Genomic DNA, 21,718 nt, shown 5'->3' on the forward strand with positions numbered 1-21,718 from the left:
CAGCTATTGCAGAAACCTATTCGCTTTTTCTTCATCTATTTATTAAATTCAACTTGCATCATTTTATCAAACTGTGTAAGAATATCAACCGGACCTAAAGAATTAACATTGACAGCAAATGTATGCTTGCCTCCAATTACTCCACCAGCAAAAGTCATAAACCCAGGAATTGATCCTCCGTGCCCCCATACTGAGACACCATTTGGAAGTTTAGTCTCATAGATTCCAAGACCATATCCATCCCCAACCCCTTTTCCTTCTACAGGAACTGTAGTAAGCATTTCTTTTAGCTCGCGTTCCTTCAGTAACTTACCACCGAGTAAAGATGAAAAGAATTTGTTTAAATCAACCGCATTAGAAATCATATCTCCAGCTGCATTAGCTAAACTCGGATTATAATACGTAATGTCTTTCAACTCGCCTGTTTCTTCCATTTTCACATATCCACGAGCATGATTCTTTCCTGGGATAACGGGTGAATTTCCTGGTAAAAACGTATTTGGCAAGTCCAGAGGTTCAATAATTCGCTTTTCAATTTCTTCCGCATAATTATTACCAGTTATTTTTTCAATAAGCATTCCCAATATTACATATCCTGTGTTTGAATACAACCAGTCTTTGCCCGGCGAGAAATCTGGAGGCAGAGAAAGGCCTATTTTCACAATTTCTTCTGCTGTATACGTTTTTTTCGAATTCATTACGTCAGTGTCTTTTGACTTTAAATATTCAGCGATACCACTCGTATGATTCAAAAGTTGTCGTATCGTAATTTGATTTCCATCATACCCATTTCCTTGCACGAGACCCGGCAGCCACTTTTCAATTGGATCGTCAAGTTGTACGCGATTTTCTCCTACTAATTGAAGAACAGTCGTGGCGGTAAAAGTTTTCGTCACACTACCAATCCGAAAGCGAAAATCCGATTTCACCGGTTTCTTTGTAATTAAATCCGCCACGCCAGCAGTATAACTATTAACTTTCCCTTTATTAGACGTCTTAGCTAATACCCCTGGTGCCCCAATTTGTATTGTTTCCTGCATTACTTGTTTCCATCCATTCCGATTCTTTTGATTAGGTTCTTGTGACGAATTAGAAATATTTTGAGTAGACTCTGCTTTCACAGTAAAACCAGGTGTAGATAGAGTAGTACCCGCTAATAAAACTGCTAAACTTGCCAACTTAATTTGATTACGTGTTTTCATAAGGCTTTCTCTCCTCTATTAATATCGTATTGATTCAAGCTATACTTTCATCCTATACGATAAATCTCTCTTTTTTCTTATTCATTCCTTACAAAATACTTACGTTTAAATTTAAATAGGGTAAACTGAGGTAGAGTTATGCATGCAAATAAAAAGAGAACATGTATTCACTTTTTATGTAAACATGTTCTCATAAACATTTAAAATTCTATATCAGCTTTTCATCCTATTCTTTACACAACTAATCTAAATTCCTTTTTACCAGCCTGCACTAGCATTCATACCATTTCCAATAATAGAAAGTAATAACGGCCATAATACTGGTCCTAATGTAAGAAATACATTTAGAAGTATGAGCATTCTATATCCAACGGTGAAATTGTGATTTTTACGATTAACAAATACTAAACTGATTAATGATATTATAGTCGTTAAAAATAATACTAACATTAGCAACCAATACCACACCATTAAACTAAGACTCCATGGTGTTAATAGCTCATGTATGATGCAAAATGAGATTCCTAATACTGCAAAACTAAAGCTAGTCACCGCTGTTTTTATAAGCCATTTATTTAATTTTTTATCGTATGTATTTTTACAGTATAAATCTATTAAAGTATATAAAGATAAATATGACATTAATACGCCTATCCAAGATAATAACCAATCACCGTCCCCTTGAAATAATAAGAACAGCAACCAACACATACCTACTGCTGAAAAAACAAAGGAAATAAGTATGCTTTTTAATACCGATTTCATTACATTTTCACACCCTTAAAAAATCAAAAATTAATTATAATTTATAAAAATTAAGTATAGGTTAACATGTAATGAAGTATAAGTAAATAAAGTTAATTTACAGTTAATTTCATTTTCTTATTTGAAGGCAGTTTTATATTTGAAAATGATTCATGATAATCAAATTTCTATACTAAAAAGTAAAGGTGGATATTTACATATCCACCTTCCCATCTCCCTCTACCCACTTCATTATTTTTTCCACATCTAACTCCGTATACGTCTTTTCACCATAACGAACAGACTCATATAGCGAAGTAATATTTCTCGTTCTACTAATTCTTTTTAACCACTGTTGCATCGTTTCATAGGATCTTCTCTGTTCATGAAATGGTAATGTTCTTTCCCATTCAACTAACGTTTTTCTTATCGTATCTGTCGGTAACGGCTGTTCAAACTGATGCTTCACTTTCTTGTTCTTTTCAGTTCTATCCGTGTTTTCTTTTGTTATCGATTGTTTATCCTGTTGTATTTCTGATTTCGTTACCTTTTTCCTCATTAATTTATAAAAAACATATAGAATAACCACTGCAATAATTACATAAAAAACGACACTAATCCATGAATTTGAAAGAACAGAAAACACATCAGTCCATGAATTTTTTCGTACAAAAAGTGGAATTTTCCTATCTATTTTTGTTCTTGTATCTACAACTCCTGTTTCTTCATCTATAATTCTTTCAGGTTCATCAAACTGTGAGTCTACACTAGTAAAATCATAATTTCTTTCTGATATTGTCTCCGTCTTACTAGAAAAAAGCCCTTTTACTATGTCTTGTACATGCACAACACCTTGTGAAAACGTTATCGCACTAACCGTAAAGAAAAGTAGTATTAATACTCTAACACTCCACAACTTTACTTCCATATGTCTCTCTTTATTAACCATGACATAAACCCCTTCTTATTCTTTAATTACAACCCATTTATTCGTTCTGGTGTATTTCCTTGGGGAAGTACCAAGAATTAAAGGAACTGCATCCAATTCTTTTCGACGAAAGCCTGCTGTGTAAAAATAAGTGGAAGATACAGGAGTATCTTGGTCCGATATTGAGGCAAGTACTTTTAATATATTTTGCAAATGTTTCCGATTATCCCCATTTTTTATATGTAGCAAACCGTTATCTTTTACACTATTGATCCATACTTCAAACGAACAGTTTTGCATAAGAAGTTGTTTGCATATACCTGCTGTTAATTCAATTAGTTCCTCTGTATCATTTCGCAAAGAAATACCGCTTTTATTTTGCAAGTTGAGGTAAATCGCGTATTTATCTGATTGCGTTCGCTCGTACTTTTTCGCAGTTATCGTCCCTGTTTTCGCTGTTGCACTCCAGTGGATAGAACGAAAATCTTCATTTTTATAAGACTTTACTCCCATTACTTTCGTTTCATCATATAAGGGTGATGACATCGCTTTTCGAAATCCTCGTGACCATTCTTGTAATTCAGGAACTTGTATTTTCGGAACAGCTGGTAAGACTAAATAGGAGGGCGTATCAACTTGTTTATATGTGATATGGTTCGTTATAAATCCAAAGAGATCAGTAATAACAATTTCAACCTCTTCCCATTTCGCAATGCCTCTTTTTAATGCCACAGCTTGTAAATCAAATGAAACTGACTCTCTTCCTTTTAAATTAAAATTCATATAATAATTTGAACCTGTACTATTATTTTTATTTATTTCATCATGATTCCAAGTTATCTTATTTTCACATTTAAATCGGAATACAACATTAAAAATAGGGAAAATTGATTTGTTTGAAATTTTTATTTTGCACCTGTTCGTTTCACCGATAAAAACATTCGAATTTCCTTGATCGTATTCCCAGTTAACACGAGATACTTTACGTATATAAACATGCATAGCACCTATTAAAATTACATATAAAAATACGAGAGATAATATGAGTAGATTACTTGAAAATACACTTAAAATAACGGCTACAACTGACATAACTCCTATTACGAAAGGCTCCGCTAAAGGTGTATACACAAGTTGTTGATTCATCGTACATTCTCCACCGGCACATTAATCGTATGAAGAATTTCTTTCATGATTTGTTCTTTTGTTGTTTTCATCTCCCCTTCAATTGTCAACGTTAAACGATGAGCGCATATAGATGTAGCAAGTATCTTTATATCATCTGGCGTACAGTAATCTCTTTCATTTAATATAGCCCGTGCTTGAATCGCTCTCATAAATGCCAACGTCCCCCGCGGACTTACACCAATTTCAATTAGCTCATGCTTACGCGTTGCCTCAATAATTTCAAGAAGATAATCTTGCACATCATTTCCTACTAACACTTCTCTTGCACGTTTTTGCATCATAATAATTTCTTCACTTGAAATAATAGAGTGTAATGTTTCTAACGGATCATTCGTTTGAAACCGATTCATCATTTCCTTTTCAGCTTCTCTCGTAGGATAACCTTGGCGAATCGTAAGTAAAAATCGGTCTAATTGAGCATCAGGTAAAGGAAATGTACCAGCAGATTCAAGAGGATTTTGCGTTGCAATTACTAAAAAAGGTTCTGGTAATGAATGCGTCTGTTTCGCAATTGTAACAGTACGCTCTTCCATAACTTCGAGTAACGAAGATTGTGTTCTCGGTACAGCCCGATTAATTTCATCCACTAATACTATATTTGCAAAAATAGGACCTAACCTCGTTTTAAAATCCGATTCCTTCACATTAAAATATTCAAGACCAATAACATCTCCGGGCAAAGTATCCGCTGTAAATTGTATTCTTTGAAATTTTGCGTCCACGCTTTTAGCCAAACTTTTCGCTAGTGTTGTTTTTCCTGTCCCCGGTACATCTTCTAATAAAATATGTCCTTTTGCTATTAGAGCAATGGCTGCAAGTTCTATGGATTCATCTTTTCCTATAATAACTTTCGAAATATTATTAGTGATTTTCTTTAAAATGTTCATATATTTATCCCCCGTCTTCACTTATTCAGAAAATTAAGAATTATTATTTTCCAAATTATAACACATACTGATAAAAGTAAATATATTCCTGTAAAAATAAAAAAGATAACCTTAGCACTATAAGCTAAAGTCATCTTTTTCTACCTTCTTATTTTACTAACTCTCCATTATAAGCTTTTATATTAAGCGGAGCAGTTAAAAATTGTGCTGCTTTACTAACGAAAGATGTGAAGTGTTCACTCGTATTATGGCTCGCAACTGCTGCTTCATCTTTCCATACTTCTACCATCGTATAAACACTTTCTTTTTCTGTATCTTTATATAAGTCATAAGATACATTTCCACTTTCTTCTCTTGAACCGTGAATGAGTGGCTGAATTTCTTCTAAAAATGCTTGTTGTTTTGCTGGATCTACTTGAAATATTGCGTGAATAATAATCATGGTGTTTCCCCTTTCATATTCCACTTATTTCTTTAAAATTACTTCCACTCTGCAACTTTTTCAATTGGAAGACGTACTGATTGGTAACCACTGTCAGCAGCTTTTCCGATTGAAATTAACATAACTGGTACGTGACGGTCTTTATCTAGTCCGAAAGCTTCTGCGATTTGATCTTTCTCAAAACCACCAATTGGACAAGTGTCATAGCCGTGAGCACGAGCTGCTAACATAAATTGCATTGCTACAAGACCACCGTCAATTAGTACTGTGTCTTTCATTACTTCTGGTGTAACCATTGAGAAATAAGCTGAAAGTTTTTTCATTTGATCTTCTTTTACTTCAGCTGGCATAAGTCCGCGCTCTACTGCTGTACCATAAATTTCTTCTGCGTTATCAAAGTTGTTTAAGTCACCGAATACAGCGATCATTGCTGAAGATGTTTCTACTTGAGATTGATTGAATTTCGCAAGTGGTGCAAGTGTTGCTTTTGCTTCGTCACTTTCAATCACAAGGAATCTCCATGGTTGCATGTTTACTGAAGATGGTGCAAGTGTTGCTTCTGTAAGAATTTCTGTCATTTCTTCTTTGCTAATTTTCACTGAAGGGTCGTACTTACGAATTGAACGACGTCCTGTTAAAATTTCGTTAAAATCATTTGTTTTTACTGAGTTAGTCATAGTTGTATTCTCCCTTTTTTATAATTCTTTTATATTTTCTTGAATGTGGTTTAACATATTTAAAAGATTGTCGCGTTCTTCTTCACTTAATCCTTTAAATGCAGATGCTGCAAAACGTTCTTTTTCCTCTTGAAACGCTTGAATTTTATTTCGTCCCTCTTCAGTAAGAGAAACTAACGTAATTCTGTTATCATCTGGATTTTTACGTCTTACAATCATCTCATTGGCCTCAAGCTGCTTTAAATGCCTCGTTATCGCAGCATTATCAATATTCACTTCTTGCTGAAGTGCTTTTTGACTAATTTCACCTACTTCATATAACTGAAGTATAAGCTCTAATCGAGACTGGCTCATACCCGTACACCCTTCAAATTTCGAACTTACTTCTTTATTTAGAAAGTGTAATTTATATAAAATAATCGCTTCTTTTGAGCATGAACTTGTCAAATTACCCCTCCTTTACAATCAAAACGAAAACATTTGATGTATCAATAGTTGATATGTCAATTAATATAATCTATATCGATTTAGAATGCAAGCATTTTGTTTTCATTTTATTTTTTCCAGATTAAGGCGCTTTGTAGCGTTACAAATAATGTTAATTGCACTATAATAATACTAATTTAAAGAACTGGAGAGTGATTGATAATGCGGCAATACACAAATAGAAATGAGGAAATGAAAATGGAAAATGAAATGAGGATATTGATATATGACAACAATAAATATAGGGATTGTCGCGCACGTAGACGCTGGCAAGACGAGTTTGACTGAGCGTATTCTTTATGAAACGAATGTGATTAAAGAAATTGGCCGAGTAGATAGTGGTAATACACAAACTGACTCAATGGAATTAGAAAGACAACGCGGAATTACGATTAAAGCATCTGTCGTTTCTTTCTTTATTGATGATGTAAAAATAAATGTCATTGATACACCTGGACACGCTGATTTTATCGCTGAAGTGGAGCGATCATTCCGCGTTCTAGACGGTGCGATTTTAGTTATCTCTGCCGTTGAAGGTGTGCAAGCACAAACAAAAATTTTAATGCGAACATTACAGAAACTAAACATACCGACAATTTTATTCGTTAATAAAATTGATCGTAGTGGAGCAAACACTGAAAAAGTTATGAAACAAATAAAAGAGGTTCTTTCAAATGAAGCATTCCCCTTCTACTCTGTTCTAAACGAAGGAGCGAAAGAAGCCCGGATCATTGAATATAAATCATATGACGATTGTATGGAACTGTTAGCACCATTTAATGAATCATTACTTGAGTCATATGTAAATAACGAAATAATACCGGACGCACTATTAAGAGAAAAACTAGAACAGCAAATACAGCAAGCAAGTGTGTATCCAATCTTTTTCGGTTCAGCAATGACAGGTATAGGAGTAACAGAACTACTTGACAAACTTCCGGCCCTAATGCCAGCTCTTACATCGGCACAAGAGGAACCATTATCCGGTGTTGTTTTTAAAATTGAACGTGAACCTTCTGGAGAAAAGGTTGCTTATATAAGAGTTTTTTCAGGTAGCTTACATGTTAGAAAATATGTTGATATACAGCGCGATGAGTCTCTACCACATAAAGAAAAGATTAAAAAAATGTGTATGTTTCATAGCGGAAATGCTGTTCAATCTACTATCGTTCCTAGCGGAGAATTTTGCAAAGTGTGGGGACTGAATGATATAAAAATTGGTGATATTATTGGTGAACGTACGGATTATATAAAAGATATTCACTTTGCCGAACCACAAATGGAAGCTTCCATTGATGCAGTATCAAAAGAAAGAATTCATGATTTATACGCTGCACTTATGGAGCTATGTGAAGAAGATCCACTTATTAAAGTGTGGAAAGATGATGTTCATAATGAACTATACATTCGCCTTTTCGGTGAGGTACAAAAAGAAGTAATTGAAACAACACTTTATGAGAAATATAATTTGCAAGTTACTTTTTCAAATACGCGAGTTGTATGTATCGAGAAACCAATTGGCTTAGGCAATTCTGTTGAAGTAATGGGTGAAAAAGAGAATCCATTTTACGCAACAGTCGGATTCAAAGTTGAACGTGGTGAACTTAACTCTGGCGTAACATATCACTTAGGGGTTGAACTCGGATCACTACCTTTAGCATTCCATAAAGCGATTGAAGATACGGTATTTCAAACGTTAAAACAAGGATTATATGGATGGGAAGTTACAGATATTATCGTCACGTTAACACATACTGGTTATGCTAGTCCTGTTACAACAGCAAGTGACTTTAGAAATTTGACACCGATCGTATTAATGGATGCTTTAAAGCAAGCTGAAACATATGTATATGAACCAGTAAATGAGTTTGAATTAACTGTACCGGAGCACGCAATTAGTACTGCAATGTATAAACTCGCTGCCGTTCCAGCAACTTTTGCAGAGCCTATATTCCATTACAATTCTTATCAGTTAACAGGATCATTACCTGTTGCGAAAACAGAGAGTTTCAAACGAATACTACATTCATTTACAGAAGGAGAAGGCATATTTACAACGAAGCCAGCTGGTTTCACAAAGCTTATGGCTCCCTTCCCTACTCGAAAACGTGTTGATTATAATCCGCTGAACCGAAAAGATTATTTGCTTCATGTGTTGAAGGCTTATTAAAAGTAAAAGAGGTGCAATTCGCACCTCTTTTTGCATGTATTGATAAGTTATTTTTTCCTAACAACTTCTTTAAGCTTTTCTATTATATTTGCTATCGCTTCAATTGAATTCTTTGTTTCATATTCCCCAACATTTACAGAATGATTTGCGTTTTTAACAACATCAATCGTTAAAGTTGTTTTATATAACTGATCAATTTGATCTGCATTGTATTGGTGATCTTTATCCCCAATAACTAAAAGCCCTTCGTGTCGACTATGTAAGATAGAATCAAAAATTGTATCAAACGTCAGTAAAGGTGTAAGTAGCATCATTTTTGACTGCGCGAATTCTTCTCTCTTCATTAAATCATTTGCAATCGGAATTGTTCCGAGTGATTTCCCTAAAAACAAAGTCTCGTTGTATTGCTCAGCTTTTAATACTTCCTTCATTACAGGATTAATATCATCCATCATTACTTTCGTTACTTCTTCCATCGATTTATTCATTAATTGTCCATCAAAGGAATAATGAATATGTATAACATCTATTTTATGTTCAAGCATTAACATCGTTGCATAATAAAATAACGGTTTATCGTAATTGTATCCTGAACCTGAGAACATAAAGCAAATCCTACTAGAACCTTTTTCGATATGTGTGTAACGAATTACTTTATCATCTATATGTATTTCTTTTTTAGTCCCCTTCACCCTTTTCCCCTCCGAATACATTTAATTTTGTAAAACGATATGTTCTGTATGAACTGCTATATCCTTTACTTTCTCTTTTATAAATGCAGGCTGTAAGCTATATGCATCTAACTCTTCTACCGGCACCCACTTAAACAAATACGTTCTACCCTCTTCTTCCAAAATATATTGATCCGCTCCATTCGCAGGTAATTCATGTAGCTCTACTTCATAATAAAAACTAATCTCATGAAACTTTCGCTCAGAAAGTGTAAAGAAATTTTCTACTGTCCATATTAATCTCTTCTCTTTCATAGGAACAGCTAGTTCTTCTGCAAGTTCTCGTTTTAACGCAGCTTCACTATTTTCTAGCATTTTCACTCTTCCGCCTGGTACATACCAATAATCTTCCCCTTTGTTTTGAAGAATAAGTATTTTATTATTCTGTTTACAAATTGCTCCAACGCGGTAATTAAAACATGTTTCCTCAACTTTAAACGTAAGATCCATCCGTAACGCCCCCTTATATAAATATCGAATTATTACAAAACAATTATGTAATTACTGTACAAATAAGGTTACTAAATTTATTCACTTCATTCAATCGTTTTCGAATTTTCCGAACTCTTATTTTTCATCATTACAAGTGTATATACATATGTTACAATCACATTGCACACTAGAAAACATTATGGGGGTACGGATGGAAACGTTATTAATCCAGCAAACTGAGAAATCAAATAAGTTTTGGAAAATCGTTGTGAAAGAAAAAGACTATGTTGTGTTTTACGGAAAAATCGGCACAGCTGGCAGCGTGAAAGCGAAAGAGTTTGAAACAGAAGAAGAATGTATGAAAGAAGCTAATAAACTAGTTGCTTCCAAACGTAAAAAAGGATATATAGACCCTATTCAAGGGGAAGATTACATAAAAGAAAAGACGATAACCGAAGAAGAATTTTGGGAACTACTTCATCGTGCAAAAACGAAAGGTGAGGACCAAGAAGAACAAATAGAATGGCTTACTTCCCACCTTGCTAAACGTACAGTACATGAAATTGTAGCTTTTGATACGCATATGCATCGCCTTTTGAAAGACTCCTATACCTCCCGTTTATGGGCAGCAGCCTATATTATTATGGGTGGCTGTTCAGATGATACTTTCGATTACTTCCGCGGATGGTTATTATATCAAGGAAAAGAGACATACGAAGCTTGTATTGAAAATCCAGAACGATTAATTCCTGCATTAGAAAACTTGAGTGAGTATGACGTCCCAGAGATTGAAGAACTTACTCTATATTTCGGGCAAGAAGTTTACATGGAGAAGACTGGGGATGAAGATGATACATACTTTACACTATACCACGTCTTAACAAATGAAGAGTTTGAGGAAGTTGATATCGAGTTAGATTGGGATGAAGACGATGAGGAAGGTTTAAAAAAGATGTTTCCTAAGCTATGGGAGATGTACGGAGAAGAACCAATTGAGTGGTAGATTTATATTAGGACTCTGTTTATTCAATAAACAGAGTCCTTTTTTCACAAGATTCTTATTTAAACTCTCTTTCTTTCATACCACTTATCCAATAACACCTTTTCTCTTTCCCCTGAAATACCTGCTTTTAATTCCCATTCTTCCGTACTCTCCATCCACTCATACACATCTGTAACTGTCTCTTCTATTCTTCTAAAAGTAAGCCCTTCATTAACCGCACTTTCGATACAAATAGAAAACCCGCCTCTCCACGGCTTCGTCTCACCATCTAATGGGAAAGTTTCTGGAATCCACAAAGGCATTTCTGTCCAAGGCTGCACATTATGTTCACTCATAAATGATTCGTCTACCCAAACAAATTCAGCATCGCTATTCGTAACCTTTTTACACGTATTTAATAGCTCTTCCATCGTCAATTCATCATTCGGACCTGTTATATTAAATGTTCCTGCTTTATTATGTTCTGCCATATTTAGCCCCCATCTCGCGACATCTTTTATATCAACTAATTGCACGGGACGAATTTTTCTTCCTGGTACTAATACTTTCCCACCCTTTGCTACACGCCCGATCCAGTATGGAAGTCGATCTGTATAATCGAACATTCCTGAAAGAAGTCCTGCTCTTACGTGTAATACACGCCCCGGCCAATACTTCTCTGCTTCTTTTTCACATAATTCTTTCAGTGCACCATAATACTCATAAGGTGAAACTTCACCATTCTCTACAGCCTTTATTTGATCACCCGTAAGTTCGGGTTGTAATATATAATCTTCTTTAATATCATGCGGAATCCAATCTTTATATACGGAGAGACTTGAGATGAATATATAATGCTTTATATTATTTTGTAAGACTTCTCCGACATTTCTAATGTGATGCGGAGAAAATCCACACGTGTCGACTACCGCGTCCCATTTTCGATTTTCTAAACTTGATACATCACCATTTCTGTCACCGATAAGCTGCTCCACTTCAGGAAAAATTTCTTTGTTTGTTCCGCGGTTCAATAATGTAACTTCATGCCCTCTGTTCAAAGCCTCTTCTACAACAGCTCTTCCCAAAAATCGTGTACCACCTAGTATTAAAATTTTCATGGTTCTCCCCCATTCATCATTAAAAATCCTTTCTTTTGTTAAACGAATTTCTGTTATAAAAAGTTACGGGAGGATTTGTTATTTTACTTTAATCCTACAAATAAAAAGAATCCATTTTGAAAAATTAATCAATACGGATTCTTAAATTAGATATAATTATTGAATTACTAACTCCGCACAACTTCCCCATCAACTAACTCAATAATTCTATTACACTTATTCGCTACTTCAATATCATGCGTTACAATAATAATCGTTCGGCCTTCTTCATTCAGTTGTAATAGCAAATTCATAATTTCTTCTCCTGTTTTTCTATCTAAATTTCCGGTCGGTTCATCAGCCAATATTAATTCTGGTTCACCTACTAACGCTCTAGCAATTGCGACGCGCTGCTGTTGTCCACCTGATAGCTCGTCCGGTGTTTTATGCATATGTTCTTTTAAACCTACTTTTTCTAAATAGAACTTCGCCTTATTTTTTCTTTCCCGTTGCTTTAGCTTTCTATATGTGAGTGGTAGCGCTACATTATCCAGTACAGTATGTTCTTTTAACAATGCAAAGTATTGAAAAATAAATCCGATCATTTCATTTCTTGTTTTATGAACTTTATTTGCTCTAATTTCAGTTAATGATTTTCCATTTAACATATACTCACCCTCATTTGGCATATCAATTAACCCTATAACATTTAGTAATGTACTCTTCCCTGAGCCTGATCGCCCCATTACCGCTATAATTTCGCCCTTATTTATCGTTAAATTTATACCGTTTAACGCGAACGTATTGTGATTCTTATTACTATACACCTTCTTAATATCTTTTAGTTCAATTAATCCCATTATTCCATCCCACCTATTAATGTTTTCGGTTCAAGCTTTTTAATAAACAAGAAGACAATTACATTCGAGACAATGATAATCAATAATAAGAAAAGAAATACTAAAAACAATATAGGCATATCCAATTTAAAGTCTAATACCGTTGCTTCCTTTAAATCCTTCGACATTTGTAATAGAACCCTATACCTCCATGAAAAGTAAACTAGTGACATCCCTAAGCCAACTATTGCTACAATAATGTTCTCTAGAACAATTTGAATAAACATTCCAAATTTACTTTCGCCAAAAGCTATTTTTATACCAAATTCCCGCTTTCTCATCAAGATAGAAATAATAGTCGTTACTACAATTCCGACGATTGAGAATAAAATAAATAAGATTCCGACTATCAGTTGAGGTATTTCAGAATAGCTGTTAAAAGTAACATCTTCATTTATTTCATCACCCAAATTTTTTAAATAAAACGTACCGCCGTTTCCTTTAAGTTGAATTGATTCTTCTAGTTTCTTTACATCTGCATCTTTTCGTAAATATAAAACTGTACTTTGATGTAGTCTTAAAAACATTGCTTCATATTTTTCAACTCTATTAGATGACATAGGTATTATCATTACGTAATCCAACTTCGAATATGCGTTCGTCGTATTATTATTTACGATAAATTTATTCTCCGGCAAAAAGCCTGTAATTGTATATTGATTATTAATTGTATCTCCAACTTGAAAATATTTCTTAAAGTATGAACCCATTAAAACCTTTGTTTTCTCTTCACTATTTTTTTGAAAATCTTCATGCAAGAAACCTTCTTCAGATTTTAAAGGTAACTGTAACATTTTATAGTAATTTTCATCTACAAAAATTGTTGTAATAGTAGGTCTGTCATCGCGAAACGTTTTATGTTTCAAATCAGTAATCATACTATTTTGAAATAGTCTATTACTTGACTCTATTTCAATAACTCTCGCCTCGTATGTACCATACGAAATCACATCTTTATTTTGTTGAATCGTTTTATAAACTTCTTGAATTTGCTCTTTATTAAATTTATTGCTTTGTAACTTATCTGTCGTCATTTCAAAAGTAACTAAATATGTTTTATCCGCATTTAATACCGAGCTGGATTTATCATTCAGATGGTGTAAATTATAAAATACATTAATTGAACTCGTTATAGTTGCTAATCCAAATGTAATCTGTATTAGAAGAAGTACCGAAAATAGAAATCTCTTTTTTAATGCTAGGAACGCACTTTTTATTCTCATCATGTTTACTCCTTTAATGCTTTAGCAGGTTCACTTTTAATCACATATACAAATGGTATTACAGAGAGGATAAAAGCTATAGTAAGTGAAAGAAATACACACATTACAATATGAGTAGATTGTAAACTAATGCTATAACTTGTAAACTCTAAAATATTTCCACTCAAAGTTTTAAAAATCCATTGAATGCATATTGCACAGACTGATGCAGCGATTGCACATAAAAACAATTGACTAAATATAAAAATAAAAAGATTTACATTACTTGCTCCCAAAGCTTTCCTTAACGACAAACTCTTTTTCTTCGTATAAATCCAATAATAACTGACTATTATACTGGTAATTAAAGCTATACATAAAAGCCTATTTGGAAAACTGAGTAACTCTTCTACGGCTTCACTAGAGTTTTTTTCCTTCTCATAGTTCTCTTTTTCACTAATCACTTTGGCATTTATATCTGTATTGTTCTGCTTTAAATGCTGTATGAAAGTTTCTATCTCTTCTTTAGGGTTTTCGTTAGAACGAACGATCATTTGGAATGTCTTTTCATTTTGTATCACTTGTTTCACTTCATCTGGCATGTCATTTAGAGAGACATAAATTTTCATATTATACTCATATTCGGTACTTACTCCAGCTACGCCTTTAACTGTATATTCCTTATTAAATAGTTTTATTGTTTCCGTATTTTTATAAATTTTCTTCCCGACTATTACACTATTTTCCTCATGTTGTTCTATCTGAGAACCTTTTAGCAATGGTGGAGACCAATTTTTATTAAGGAGACCATTCATTGTTACTCGGCCGATACCTGGAATAGTAGTACGAATATCATTTGTAATAACGCTAGCGTTTTTAAAATCAGATTCTACTAACGTCTGAAATTGTTTGAAATTGAATTCCCCCATATTAGTAAGTTGAACGGAATAGTAATAATTAAAATAACCATTTTTACTATCATAAAATCTTTCATCATAATAATCTTTCGTCGACATTGCGATAAGTATCGGCCATATTGTCAATACAAACGTAATAAATAACATAATGAATATCGCTTTGTTCACCACTATTTCTTTTATTACTAGATTCATATATCCTCCTCATTTTAAAAACCGTGAAAAAAGTATATATCCTTTTTCACGGTTTTGTTGATTTTTATTTAATTACCATTTCCTTAGAAGTGTACGCACTATCCCCTACCATTATCCATTCATGACCCGAATAACCTCTGGTCACCGGTCCTTTGGATGCAACGCTAACGTTTATACGATCTGAAATTTTAGCATCATACAATGCTAACTCTTTAGAAGTCCCATCATCAAAGCTAGCTCTTACAGTCATCTTGTAAAAATGAGGTTCGTTCTTTTTCGCAGTATAGGCAGTTGCCTTAGCTTTTGCTCCGCTTCCTGTCCACGTTGCATTATTATCCCAACTAATCGAAGCAAATGAAACGGAAGAAACCATACCTAATAAAGAAGCAGTTAATCCTGTAACAGCTAAAGTTTTTTGAAGTAAGCTTTTCATATATCCTTAATCTCCCTTTTTAAAATATTCACTTAAATATTTAAGTATTTTTAGGCCTTGTCCTCATTATACATAAAAAAATAATCATATATCGATAAAACTTAATATTTACATTTATTAACACAATTCTTACATTCCCCTGAACTTTCCGTCATAAAACAAAAAGATGGTATGAAACTCCAATTCACACCATCTTTTTGCTATCATTATTGATTTGACTGTATACAAGGAAGAATATATTTCACAATCAATTCCCATCTATCCCGTGCATTCGGCATAATTTCAGAAGCAATTACTATAACCAAATCCTTCTCCGGAATACAACAAATCATATTCCCACCATCACCCATTGCACAATACGAATAGACACCCTCTTCTTCTCGTAACCACCATAAATAACCATATTGATTTTGGTTCATTTCTGTCGATTCTTTTATCCATGATTTTGATAGTATTTGTTTTCCATTATGAATACCTTCATTCAAATAAATCTGTGCAAACTTCGCCATATCTCTAACCGTTAACGTTAGTCCCCAGCCGCCCGTCGAAATACCATTTGGATCGTGAACCCATCCTTTCACATCTTTTCCGAATAAGTCATCAAATCCAAATGCTTTCATATTATAGTTTGGAATTTCTCTCATGCCCAGTGGCTGAAATAAGTATTCATTCGCAAATTCACGCGCATTTTTTCTTGTTGCGTTCGTTATGAACGCTGATAGTATATGAGCTCCTGCAGATGAATATTTAAAAGATCCAATTTCTCCGCCGCTTCCTATCCTATTTAACGTATATTGTATCCAATCTTGTTGTGTACATAGTTCTTCTAACGGTTCCTGCCAGTCTACGAATGGATGTGGAGCTGTCATCGTTAGAAGATGGCTTACTGTTACTTCAGATGAATTAACGTTATATTCCGGGAAAAATTCTATTACTCTTTGATCAACGCTTTTTATATAGCCCTTATCTATACATATCCCAATTAGCGCAGAGATTATCGTTTTTGTGACTGACGCTATGTGAAATGCATCATCTGGACCGTAACCGTTATAATATTTTTCAAAAATAACATTACCTTTCTGCACTACTAACATACCATTCATATTTTCATATTCTTCTTTTATAATCTGATCTAACTTTTCAGCAGTTTTCATTATTCCTTCCCCTTTAACCAATAATTAAAAAGGTTCGATAGGTACATATATATCAACTAAATGTTTATGCTTTGGATGCTGCTTTGGATCATTTCTATATACTTCAAAAGGATACGAGTCTCTCGGTTTATATCCGCTATTTGGCAGCCATTCACCGTATAAGAAATCCCATGCTCCTTTATATTCATCTTGGAATATTTCAAAATGTCCTACTGCATATTTTCCAGAAGGTATTACCATTATTCCAACGTCGTTCGTTTCTACTGTGGATTCATCTGAAATTGTTACACATAGACTTGTTCTTAAATGATAGTCCTCAGTAAATTCATGATGATCGTGGTAAATGGTTAATACTTTCGTATCCTCAAATACATGATAGTTTTCCTCTGCTGCGTAATGAAATAATTTCTCTATCATGTTTGGAAAAGCTAGCGTTAACTCTTCATATGTACCGATATGTCTTATGTATGCGACGTTTATATCGTCCGCTGTTACAATTTCAACATTTCCTCGAACCTTCTTACATTCATTGTATTGAGGAATTCCCCTTACGTCTTTGCAATTCTTGCTATTGTGATTTCGATATTGAGACGGACTTACTCCGTAATAATTTTTAAATGTACGGGAGAAAACTGCTGAATCTGTGAAACCAAAATGGTAAGCGATATCCGTAATCGTCATATCCAATCGATATGTAAGAAGGTTTGTTGCCCTTTCTAACTTCAATCGATTTACATATCGTGATAACGGCTCGTCTACTATTCCTTTAAAAATTCGATGAAAATGAAACTTTGAAAATCCTGCTATATCCGCTAGCTCTTCAATGGATAGTAAACTGTCTATGTTTGATTCTATATAATCTTGAACTGTATGTATGCGTCTTACATACTCATTTCTACTTTGTTTATTCTCCATACTTTTATCTCCTCATCACAAAAAGACTAACAACACGTTAGCCTCTCTTTACACATTTTTCAAAAATAACACTCTACTCCCGCCGTTCCCATCATAATTTGTATGTACCGATACACCCTCTATCTCATCATCCCCAGCCTCAATTTGAAAGCCAATCTCCCTATGAAACTGTATTGATTTTTTATTTACTGATGACGTGATTGCTTTTACAACTTTACGGTTATTTGCACGAGCGATATCAAAGAAATAAGAATACAATGTCGATGCAATTCCTCTTCTTCTATACTTCGGATTCACACCGATAAAATGAACGTATGCTTCATCTTTATATGTTTGTGAAAAAAAACCGCATAAGAAACCTAACGTTTCTCCCTCTTCTTCAATAATAAAACTCGTTTCTTGAAAGTGAATGAAGAACAATTTTGGCAACATGGCAGCCATGTCTCTCCCGCCCCACCAATCATTTAAAACAGAATGAATCTTTACATAATCTTCCCCTTGGATGTTTCTTACTCGCATATGTTTCTCCCTCTCACTCACTTCATTTTTTCATAAATTTTAATGACTGTTTCTACTAATAGGATGAATACCCATATCCCGCAAAATACGAGAACTGACTGAAATATAGAACCTAGCATAACAATACTTATTAAACCTAATTCTGATCCTGAAATGGACATTTCATCAAACCCCAGGTTATGTATAAATGGACCAGTTGAAAAAGCCATTAAAATAGATCCTATTAAATAAATCACACTCATTATTTTTAATATTTTTATAGAAAGATACGAAGTTTGTTTTTCTTCCACTTGTGATAATTCGATTTCTCCACTCGCAATTCCTTTTTGCAAACAGTCCTCACATAGAAATTCTTCCTTAATTTTTTTACCACCGTGCAATGTACCTGTAATTTCTTTACAGCGCGAACACTTTCGATTTATCATTTTGTTATCACTCCAATCTCGTAAGATTATACTTATACAATTCTATTTTTACCTTATTATTCCTTTTGTGTATTTTATAGAGAGGTGACGTGTTTTATGATATCTAAACTTATTTTTGGTTATAAAAAGCCTACTGAGCAATATGTATTACGGCCTAGTTGTTATGCAATTATTTTTAACTCAACTTCTTCAAACATTGCTATTATCCAAAAAGGAGACCGTTATTTTTTACCTGGTGGCGGTATGGAAGGTACCGAAACAAAAGATGAATGCTTACATCGTGAACTACTAGAGGAATTAGGATGGGTAATTGAAATTAATCAATATATCGGTAATGCAATGCGATATTTTTATGCGGAAAAAGAAGATACTTATTATTTAAACGATGGGTTCTTTTATATTGCGAACATGGTGCAGACACAAACTGAAAACTGTGAGGAAGATCATGTTTTGCGGTGGATGTCTCCTTTACTTGCTGTAGAGCTTCTCATTCATGATCATCAAAAATGGGCTGTTGAACAAGCGCTTTTATTACAAAAACCAAAAGGATCTCCTTCTATATGAAAGAGATCCTTTTTATTGTTAACTTACTTTTTTCAAATTGAGAGCTGGCTTTTGAATTCCACCCTTTTTTACAACATATAAACCGATAAAGATTATAAGTCCGCCAACGAGTTGCATTATGTTGATTTGCTCTCCGATAGTTACTGCCGCGAAGATAACTGCGAACAATGGTACAAGATACATATAAACCATTACTTTCGTTGAGCCTATTTTACTAATACCGACATACCACATTGCAAGTCCGAAGATTGTCGCGAAGACGATTGAATATGCTAGAGACCCCCAGCTTGGCATGTCTACTGGCCACGTTAATGTATTTACGTTGAATAAACAATATACAACGAGAGGTACAATTCCAATTAAAGTTGACCAAGATGTGACTCTCATTGCGGAATATTTTGTTATAAGAGGTTGCGCTAATATTGGGTACCATCCCCACGCAATCGCTGCGACTAATCCAATTATGTTTCCGAGCCACGCATATTCGTAAGTAGCTCCTCCTGTATGCCCTGTTAATAAAACGAATGCTGCACCAACAAAGGCCACTATTGAACCAATTTGTACTTTCATCGAAAAACGTTCTTGTTTGTGCAATACTGCTAATATCCCTGTAAAAATAGGTGACATTGCAATTAATAATGAGGCGTTTGTTGCTGAAGTATATTTCACAGATAGCATAAACATCGTTTGATACATTGTTGTACCAACGATACCGACTGCTACTAATCGTAACCAATCTTTTCTTTCAATACGTAATGAGCGTTCCATCATAAAAGTGATAAGTAATAATACCGGTGATGCTACTAAAAATCGTAAACTATTAAATTGAATGGATGACATAAATGCCACTCCATACTTTCCTATTGTATAATTTGCTCCCCATACTAATGCAACTGATACTAGGAGCCATTCCATTTGCCATCGTTTCATCCGAATCTCCCCTTCCCTATTTAGCATAGTAAAATTGGCTGGATATAACACCGTCCAATTGGCTGTTTTTTTACCCAGCCAATTTGCTATACTTGATGTATATAAGAGATACGGAGGCGTTTTTTATGGAATGGAAACTAGATAGTGACAGTAAAATCCCTATTTATCAGCAAGTTGTTGACTTTATTGAAAAACGTATTACATATGGAGAACTTCCTCCAGGAAGCTTCCTCCCTTCAGAACGGAAATTAGCTACGCAGTTAAATGTAAACAGAAGTACAGTAACGACTGCTTATAATGAACTACGTGCTATGGGAATTGTAGAGAGTACGACTGGTAAAGGAACACGAGTGAGTACACATATGTGGGGTGTTTCTCCAACATTAACGCCGAACTGGAGAAATTTCGTAGAAGGTGGTACTTTTTTACCAAACTTACCACTACTTCGCCATATTCGGGCAGAAGTACAACAAAATGAAAATATTATTGATTTTGCAAACGGAGAGCTCGGTTGTAATCTTTATCCCCACGATCAACTACAAGCGATTTTACGTGAACAACCGTTAACGCATTCATTAAGTTACGATCATCCGCAAGGCTATCTCCCGCTAAGACAAGCGGTCGTAAAATATATGAAGGAATATTTAAAAGTTGAGGCGACTGAACAATCCATTATGATTACATCTGGCGCACAGCAAGCACTTCACCTTATCGTGCAATGTTTATTAAATCCAGGTGATGCCGTTGCTTTCGAAAGTCCTTCACACTGTTATTCCTTGCCGTTATTCCAATCAGCAGGTATTCGTATTTTCCCGTTACCTGTCGATGAACATGGTATTAATCCAAATGATGTACAGGAGTTATATAGAAAACACCGTATTAAAATGATCTTTTTAAATCCAAACTTCCAAAATCCTACGGGGACGATGCTTCATCCAAACCGTAGAAAAAAACTATTATCACTTTGCGCAGATTTACGAATTGCAATCGTTGAAGATGATCCCTCTAGTTTGCTGACGCTAGAAAAGAAACAACCTTGTCCTACTTTGAAATCAATAGATGAAAACGGAACTGTCATTTATGTACATTCTTTATCAAAAATGATTGCGCCAGGATTACGAGTCGGTTGGCTTGTCGCCCCACAGTCTGTCGTAGAGCGATTGTCAGACGCACGGCACCAAATGGAATTAGGAATGAGTATTTTCCCGCAGTGGCTTATGCAGCAATTTTTCGAAACCGTACCATTTCAGTCTCATATCGTACCGTTACGAAAACAATTAGCAGAAAAAAGAGACGTTATCGTTCGTGCCCTAAACGAGCAACTTCATGATAAAATCTCTTTTTCAAACCCTACTGGTGGTATATACATTTGGGGGAAATTAAAAGAACCTATAAACGAAAAACAACTCATTATGCAAAGTTTAAAACAAGAAATTGCTTTTATGCCAGGTAGTATTTTCGGTGCGAAAGATGGTTATATACGTTTATCTTATGGAAAAGTGGATATTGATCAAATTGCGGAAGGTATTTCTCGTTTACGCCAGGCTATTTTGGTATGTGAAAATAACTTTAAATAAAGCTTTCTCGTTTGACAAAACC

Annotated in this window: 24 protein-coding genes; 4 read left to right on the top strand and 20 right to left on the bottom strand. The window is 34.4% G+C overall.

The features are described from left to right. Positions 1–35: 35 nt before the first annotated feature. The 8 genes from AC3EMB_RS14850 to AC3EMB_RS14885 all read right to left on the bottom strand — a co-directional run bounded on the left by AC3EMB_RS14850 (position 36) and on the right by AC3EMB_RS14885 (position 6,515). Positions 36–1,202, bottom strand: a complete 1,167-nt coding sequence (locus AC3EMB_RS14850) for a serine hydrolase domain-containing protein (RefSeq protein ID WP_488517091.1) — start codon at positions 1,200–1,202, stop codon at positions 36–38. A gap of 258 nt (positions 1,203–1,460) precedes the next feature. Next, positions 1,461–1,967 (bottom strand): DUF3902 family protein, encoded by a 507-nt coding sequence (locus tag AC3EMB_RS14855; RefSeq protein ID WP_000843829.1) that lies wholly within the window; start codon positions 1,965–1,967, stop codon positions 1,461–1,463. Between the two features lie 193 nt (positions 1,968–2,160). Then, positions 2,161–2,895, bottom strand: a complete 735-nt coding sequence (locus AC3EMB_RS14860; protein WP_141241026.1) for a signal peptidase II — start codon at positions 2,893–2,895, stop codon at positions 2,161–2,163. A gap of 15 nt (positions 2,896–2,910) precedes the next feature. Next, positions 2,911–4,020, bottom strand: coding sequence for a DUF58 domain-containing protein (locus tag AC3EMB_RS14865; RefSeq protein WP_095690643.1), 1,110 nt, complete (start codon positions 4,018–4,020; stop codon positions 2,911–2,913). Further along, positions 4,017–4,949 carry an AAA family ATPase gene (locus AC3EMB_RS14870; protein ID WP_088022751.1) on the bottom strand — a complete coding sequence of 311 codons (933 nt, stop codon included), beginning with the start codon at positions 4,947–4,949 and terminating at the stop codon, positions 4,017–4,019. The genes AC3EMB_RS14865 and AC3EMB_RS14870 overlap by 4 nt, the downstream gene beginning before the upstream one ends. Before the next feature lie 148 nt (positions 4,950–5,097). After that, the gene (locus AC3EMB_RS14875) at positions 5,098–5,391 is read right to left on the bottom strand and encodes a putative quinol monooxygenase (RefSeq protein WP_000583805.1); all 294 of its coding nucleotides are present in this window, start codon (positions 5,389–5,391) and stop codon (positions 5,098–5,100) included. 38 nt (positions 5,392–5,429) lie between these two features. Continuing rightward, complete coding sequence (locus AC3EMB_RS14880; RefSeq protein ID WP_000185375.1) at positions 5,430–6,068, bottom strand: nitroreductase family protein; 639 nt, start codon at positions 6,066–6,068, stop codon at positions 5,430–5,432. A gap of 18 nt (positions 6,069–6,086) precedes the next feature. Continuing rightward, positions 6,087–6,515, bottom strand: a complete 429-nt coding sequence (locus AC3EMB_RS14885) for a MarR family winged helix-turn-helix transcriptional regulator (protein WP_000204172.1) — start codon at positions 6,513–6,515, stop codon at positions 6,087–6,089. Positions 6,516–6,780: 265 nt separating this feature from the next. On the opposite strand from AC3EMB_RS14885, the gene AC3EMB_RS14890 reads away from it, so the two are divergent. Further along, a complete protein-coding gene (locus tag AC3EMB_RS14890) occupies positions 6,781–8,724 on the top strand; it encodes an elongation factor G (RefSeq protein WP_000207806.1) in 1,944 nt (647 codons plus the stop codon). Between the two features lie 47 nt (positions 8,725–8,771). Here the strand turns inward: AC3EMB_RS14890 and AC3EMB_RS14895 are convergent, their stop codons facing one another. Together AC3EMB_RS14895 and AC3EMB_RS14900 are read right to left on the bottom strand one after the other, a co-directional pair. Further along, positions 8,772–9,437, bottom strand: coding sequence for an alpha/beta hydrolase (locus AC3EMB_RS14895; RefSeq protein WP_488517092.1), 666 nt, complete (start codon positions 9,435–9,437; stop codon positions 8,772–8,774). Continuing rightward, the gene (locus AC3EMB_RS14900) at positions 9,438–9,905 is read right to left on the bottom strand and encodes an NUDIX hydrolase (RefSeq protein ID WP_029442679.1); all 468 of its coding nucleotides are present in this window, start codon (positions 9,903–9,905) and stop codon (positions 9,438–9,440) included. A 193-nt stretch (positions 9,906–10,098) separates the two neighbouring features. Between AC3EMB_RS14900 and AC3EMB_RS14905 the strand changes: the two genes are divergently transcribed. Then, positions 10,099–10,890, top strand: a complete 792-nt coding sequence (locus AC3EMB_RS14905; protein WP_088022756.1) for a DUF4240 domain-containing protein — start codon at positions 10,099–10,101, stop codon at positions 10,888–10,890. Between the two features lie 59 nt (positions 10,891–10,949). On the opposite strand, the gene AC3EMB_RS14910 is transcribed toward AC3EMB_RS14905, so the two are convergent. The 9 genes from AC3EMB_RS14910 to AC3EMB_RS14950 form a co-directional block, all read right to left on the bottom strand. Further along, entirely contained in the window at positions 10,950–11,987 is a 1,038-nt protein-coding gene (locus AC3EMB_RS14910; RefSeq protein ID WP_488517093.1) for an SDR family oxidoreductase, read from the bottom strand. A 167-nt stretch (positions 11,988–12,154) separates the two neighbouring features. Then, positions 12,155–12,826, bottom strand: coding sequence for an ABC transporter ATP-binding protein (locus AC3EMB_RS14915; protein ID WP_098125920.1), 672 nt, complete (start codon positions 12,824–12,826; stop codon positions 12,155–12,157). Then, complete coding sequence (locus AC3EMB_RS14920; protein ID WP_488517094.1) at positions 12,826–14,091, bottom strand: ABC transporter permease; 1,266 nt, start codon at positions 14,089–14,091, stop codon at positions 12,826–12,828. The genes AC3EMB_RS14915 and AC3EMB_RS14920 overlap by 1 nt, the downstream gene beginning before the upstream one ends. A 2-nt stretch (positions 14,092–14,093) precedes the next feature. Next, positions 14,094–15,179, bottom strand: coding sequence for an FtsX-like permease family protein (locus AC3EMB_RS14925; protein ID WP_053564121.1), 1,086 nt, complete (start codon positions 15,177–15,179; stop codon positions 14,094–14,096). A gap of 64 nt (positions 15,180–15,243) precedes the next feature. Further along, a complete protein-coding gene (locus tag AC3EMB_RS14930) occupies positions 15,244–15,612 on the bottom strand; it encodes a hypothetical protein (RefSeq protein ID WP_023522327.1) in 369 nt (122 codons plus the stop codon). A gap of 206 nt (positions 15,613–15,818) precedes the next feature. Then, the gene (locus tag AC3EMB_RS14935; RefSeq protein ID WP_488517095.1) at positions 15,819–16,766 is read right to left on the bottom strand and encodes a serine hydrolase domain-containing protein; all 948 of its coding nucleotides are present in this window, start codon (positions 16,764–16,766) and stop codon (positions 15,819–15,821) included. Positions 16,767–16,790: 24 nt separating this feature from the next. Next, the gene (locus tag AC3EMB_RS14940; protein ID WP_000428682.1) at positions 16,791–17,681 is read right to left on the bottom strand and encodes an AraC family transcriptional regulator; all 891 of its coding nucleotides are present in this window, start codon (positions 17,679–17,681) and stop codon (positions 16,791–16,793) included. A gap of 48 nt (positions 17,682–17,729) precedes the next feature. Next, positions 17,730–18,200 carry a GNAT family N-acetyltransferase gene (locus tag AC3EMB_RS14945; RefSeq protein ID WP_001266042.1) on the bottom strand — a complete coding sequence of 157 codons (471 nt, stop codon included), beginning with the start codon at positions 18,198–18,200 and terminating at the stop codon, positions 17,730–17,732. 17 nt (positions 18,201–18,217) lie between these two features. Next, positions 18,218–18,625, bottom strand: a complete 408-nt coding sequence (locus AC3EMB_RS14950) for a DUF3980 domain-containing protein (RefSeq protein WP_000610492.1) — start codon at positions 18,623–18,625, stop codon at positions 18,218–18,220. A 96-nt stretch (positions 18,626–18,721) separates the two neighbouring features. Between AC3EMB_RS14950 and AC3EMB_RS14955 the strand changes: the two genes are divergently transcribed. Next, entirely contained in the window at positions 18,722–19,189 is a 468-nt protein-coding gene (locus AC3EMB_RS14955; RefSeq protein WP_000623967.1) for an NUDIX hydrolase, read from the top strand. Between the two features lie 18 nt (positions 19,190–19,207). On the opposite strand, the gene AC3EMB_RS14960 is transcribed toward AC3EMB_RS14955, so the two are convergent. Beyond that, positions 19,208–20,119 carry a DMT family transporter gene (locus tag AC3EMB_RS14960; RefSeq protein WP_000832960.1) on the bottom strand — a complete coding sequence of 304 codons (912 nt, stop codon included), beginning with the start codon at positions 20,117–20,119 and terminating at the stop codon, positions 19,208–19,210. A gap of 125 nt (positions 20,120–20,244) precedes the next feature. Here AC3EMB_RS14960 and pdxR point away from each other — a divergent pair, with 125 nt between their 5' ends. Next, positions 20,245–21,696 (top strand): MocR-like pyridoxine biosynthesis transcription factor PdxR, encoded by a 1,452-nt coding sequence (gene pdxR, locus AC3EMB_RS14965; RefSeq protein ID WP_069355842.1) that lies wholly within the window; start codon positions 20,245–20,247, stop codon positions 21,694–21,696. The last annotated feature ends 22 nt before the right edge of the window (positions 21,697–21,718 follow it).

The sequence above is a fragment of the Bacillus sp. LQ16 genome (assembly GCF_057784645.1).

Bases quoted from the DNA above. Each gene is read 5' to 3' on its own strand.
- pdxR (WP_069355842.1), top strand. From the start codon at position 20,245: ATGGAATGGAAACTAGATAGTGACAGTAAAATCCCTATTTATCAGCAA.
- AC3EMB_RS14875 (WP_000583805.1), bottom strand. From the start codon at position 5,391: ATGATTATTATTCACGCAATATTTCAAGTAGATCCAGCAAAACAACAA.
- AC3EMB_RS14920 (WP_488517094.1), bottom strand. From the start codon at position 14,091: ATGATGAGAATAAAAAGTGCGTTCCTAGCATTAAAAAAGAGATTTCTA.
- AC3EMB_RS14855 (WP_000843829.1), bottom strand. From the start codon at position 1,967: ATGAAATCGGTATTAAAAAGCATACTTATTTCCTTTGTTTTTTCAGCA.
- AC3EMB_RS14870 (WP_088022751.1), bottom strand. From the start codon at position 4,949: ATGAACATTTTAAAGAAAATCACTAATAATATTTCGAAAGTTATTATA.
- AC3EMB_RS14905 (WP_088022756.1), top strand. From the start codon at position 10,099: ATGGAAACGTTATTAATCCAGCAAACTGAGAAATCAAATAAGTTTTGG.
- AC3EMB_RS14945 (WP_001266042.1), bottom strand. From the start codon at position 18,200: ATGCGAGTAAGAAACATCCAAGGGGAAGATTATGTAAAGATTCATTCT.
- AC3EMB_RS14895 (WP_488517092.1), bottom strand. From the start codon at position 9,437: ATGTATTCGGAGGGGAAAAGGGTGAAGGGGACTAAAAAAGAAATACAT.
- AC3EMB_RS14950 (WP_000610492.1), bottom strand. From the start codon at position 18,625: ATGATAAATCGAAAGTGTTCGCGCTGTAAAGAAATTACAGGTACATTG.
- AC3EMB_RS14880 (WP_000185375.1), bottom strand. From the start codon at position 6,068: ATGACTAACTCAGTAAAAACAAATGATTTTAACGAAATTTTAACAGGA.
- AC3EMB_RS14930 (WP_023522327.1), bottom strand. From the start codon at position 15,612: ATGAAAAGCTTACTTCAAAAAACTTTAGCTGTTACAGGATTAACTGCT.
- AC3EMB_RS14900 (WP_029442679.1), bottom strand. From the start codon at position 9,905: ATGGATCTTACGTTTAAAGTTGAGGAAACATGTTTTAATTACCGCGTT.
- AC3EMB_RS14850 (WP_488517091.1), bottom strand. From the start codon at position 1,202: ATGAAAACACGTAATCAAATTAAGTTGGCAAGTTTAGCAGTTTTATTA.
- AC3EMB_RS14860 (WP_141241026.1), bottom strand. From the start codon at position 2,895: ATGGTTAATAAAGAGAGACATATGGAAGTAAAGTTGTGGAGTGTTAGA.
- AC3EMB_RS14955 (WP_000623967.1), top strand. From the start codon at position 18,722: ATGATATCTAAACTTATTTTTGGTTATAAAAAGCCTACTGAGCAATAT.
- AC3EMB_RS14925 (WP_053564121.1), bottom strand. From the start codon at position 15,179: ATGAATCTAGTAATAAAAGAAATAGTGGTGAACAAAGCGATATTCATT.
- AC3EMB_RS14915 (WP_098125920.1), bottom strand. From the start codon at position 12,826: ATGGGATTAATTGAACTAAAAGATATTAAGAAGGTGTATAGTAATAAG.
- AC3EMB_RS14890 (WP_000207806.1), top strand. From the start codon at position 6,781: ATGACAACAATAAATATAGGGATTGTCGCGCACGTAGACGCTGGCAAG.
- AC3EMB_RS14960 (WP_000832960.1), bottom strand. From the start codon at position 20,119: ATGAAACGATGGCAAATGGAATGGCTCCTAGTATCAGTTGCATTAGTA.
- AC3EMB_RS14940 (WP_000428682.1), bottom strand. From the start codon at position 17,681: ATGGAGAATAAACAAAGTAGAAATGAGTATGTAAGACGCATACATACA.
- AC3EMB_RS14910 (WP_488517093.1), bottom strand. From the start codon at position 11,987: ATGAAAATTTTAATACTAGGTGGTACACGATTTTTGGGAAGAGCTGTT.
- AC3EMB_RS14865 (WP_095690643.1), bottom strand. From the start codon at position 4,020: ATGAATCAACAACTTGTGTATACACCTTTAGCGGAGCCTTTCGTAATA.
- AC3EMB_RS14935 (WP_488517095.1), bottom strand. From the start codon at position 16,766: ATGAAAACTGCTGAAAAGTTAGATCAGATTATAAAAGAAGAATATGAA.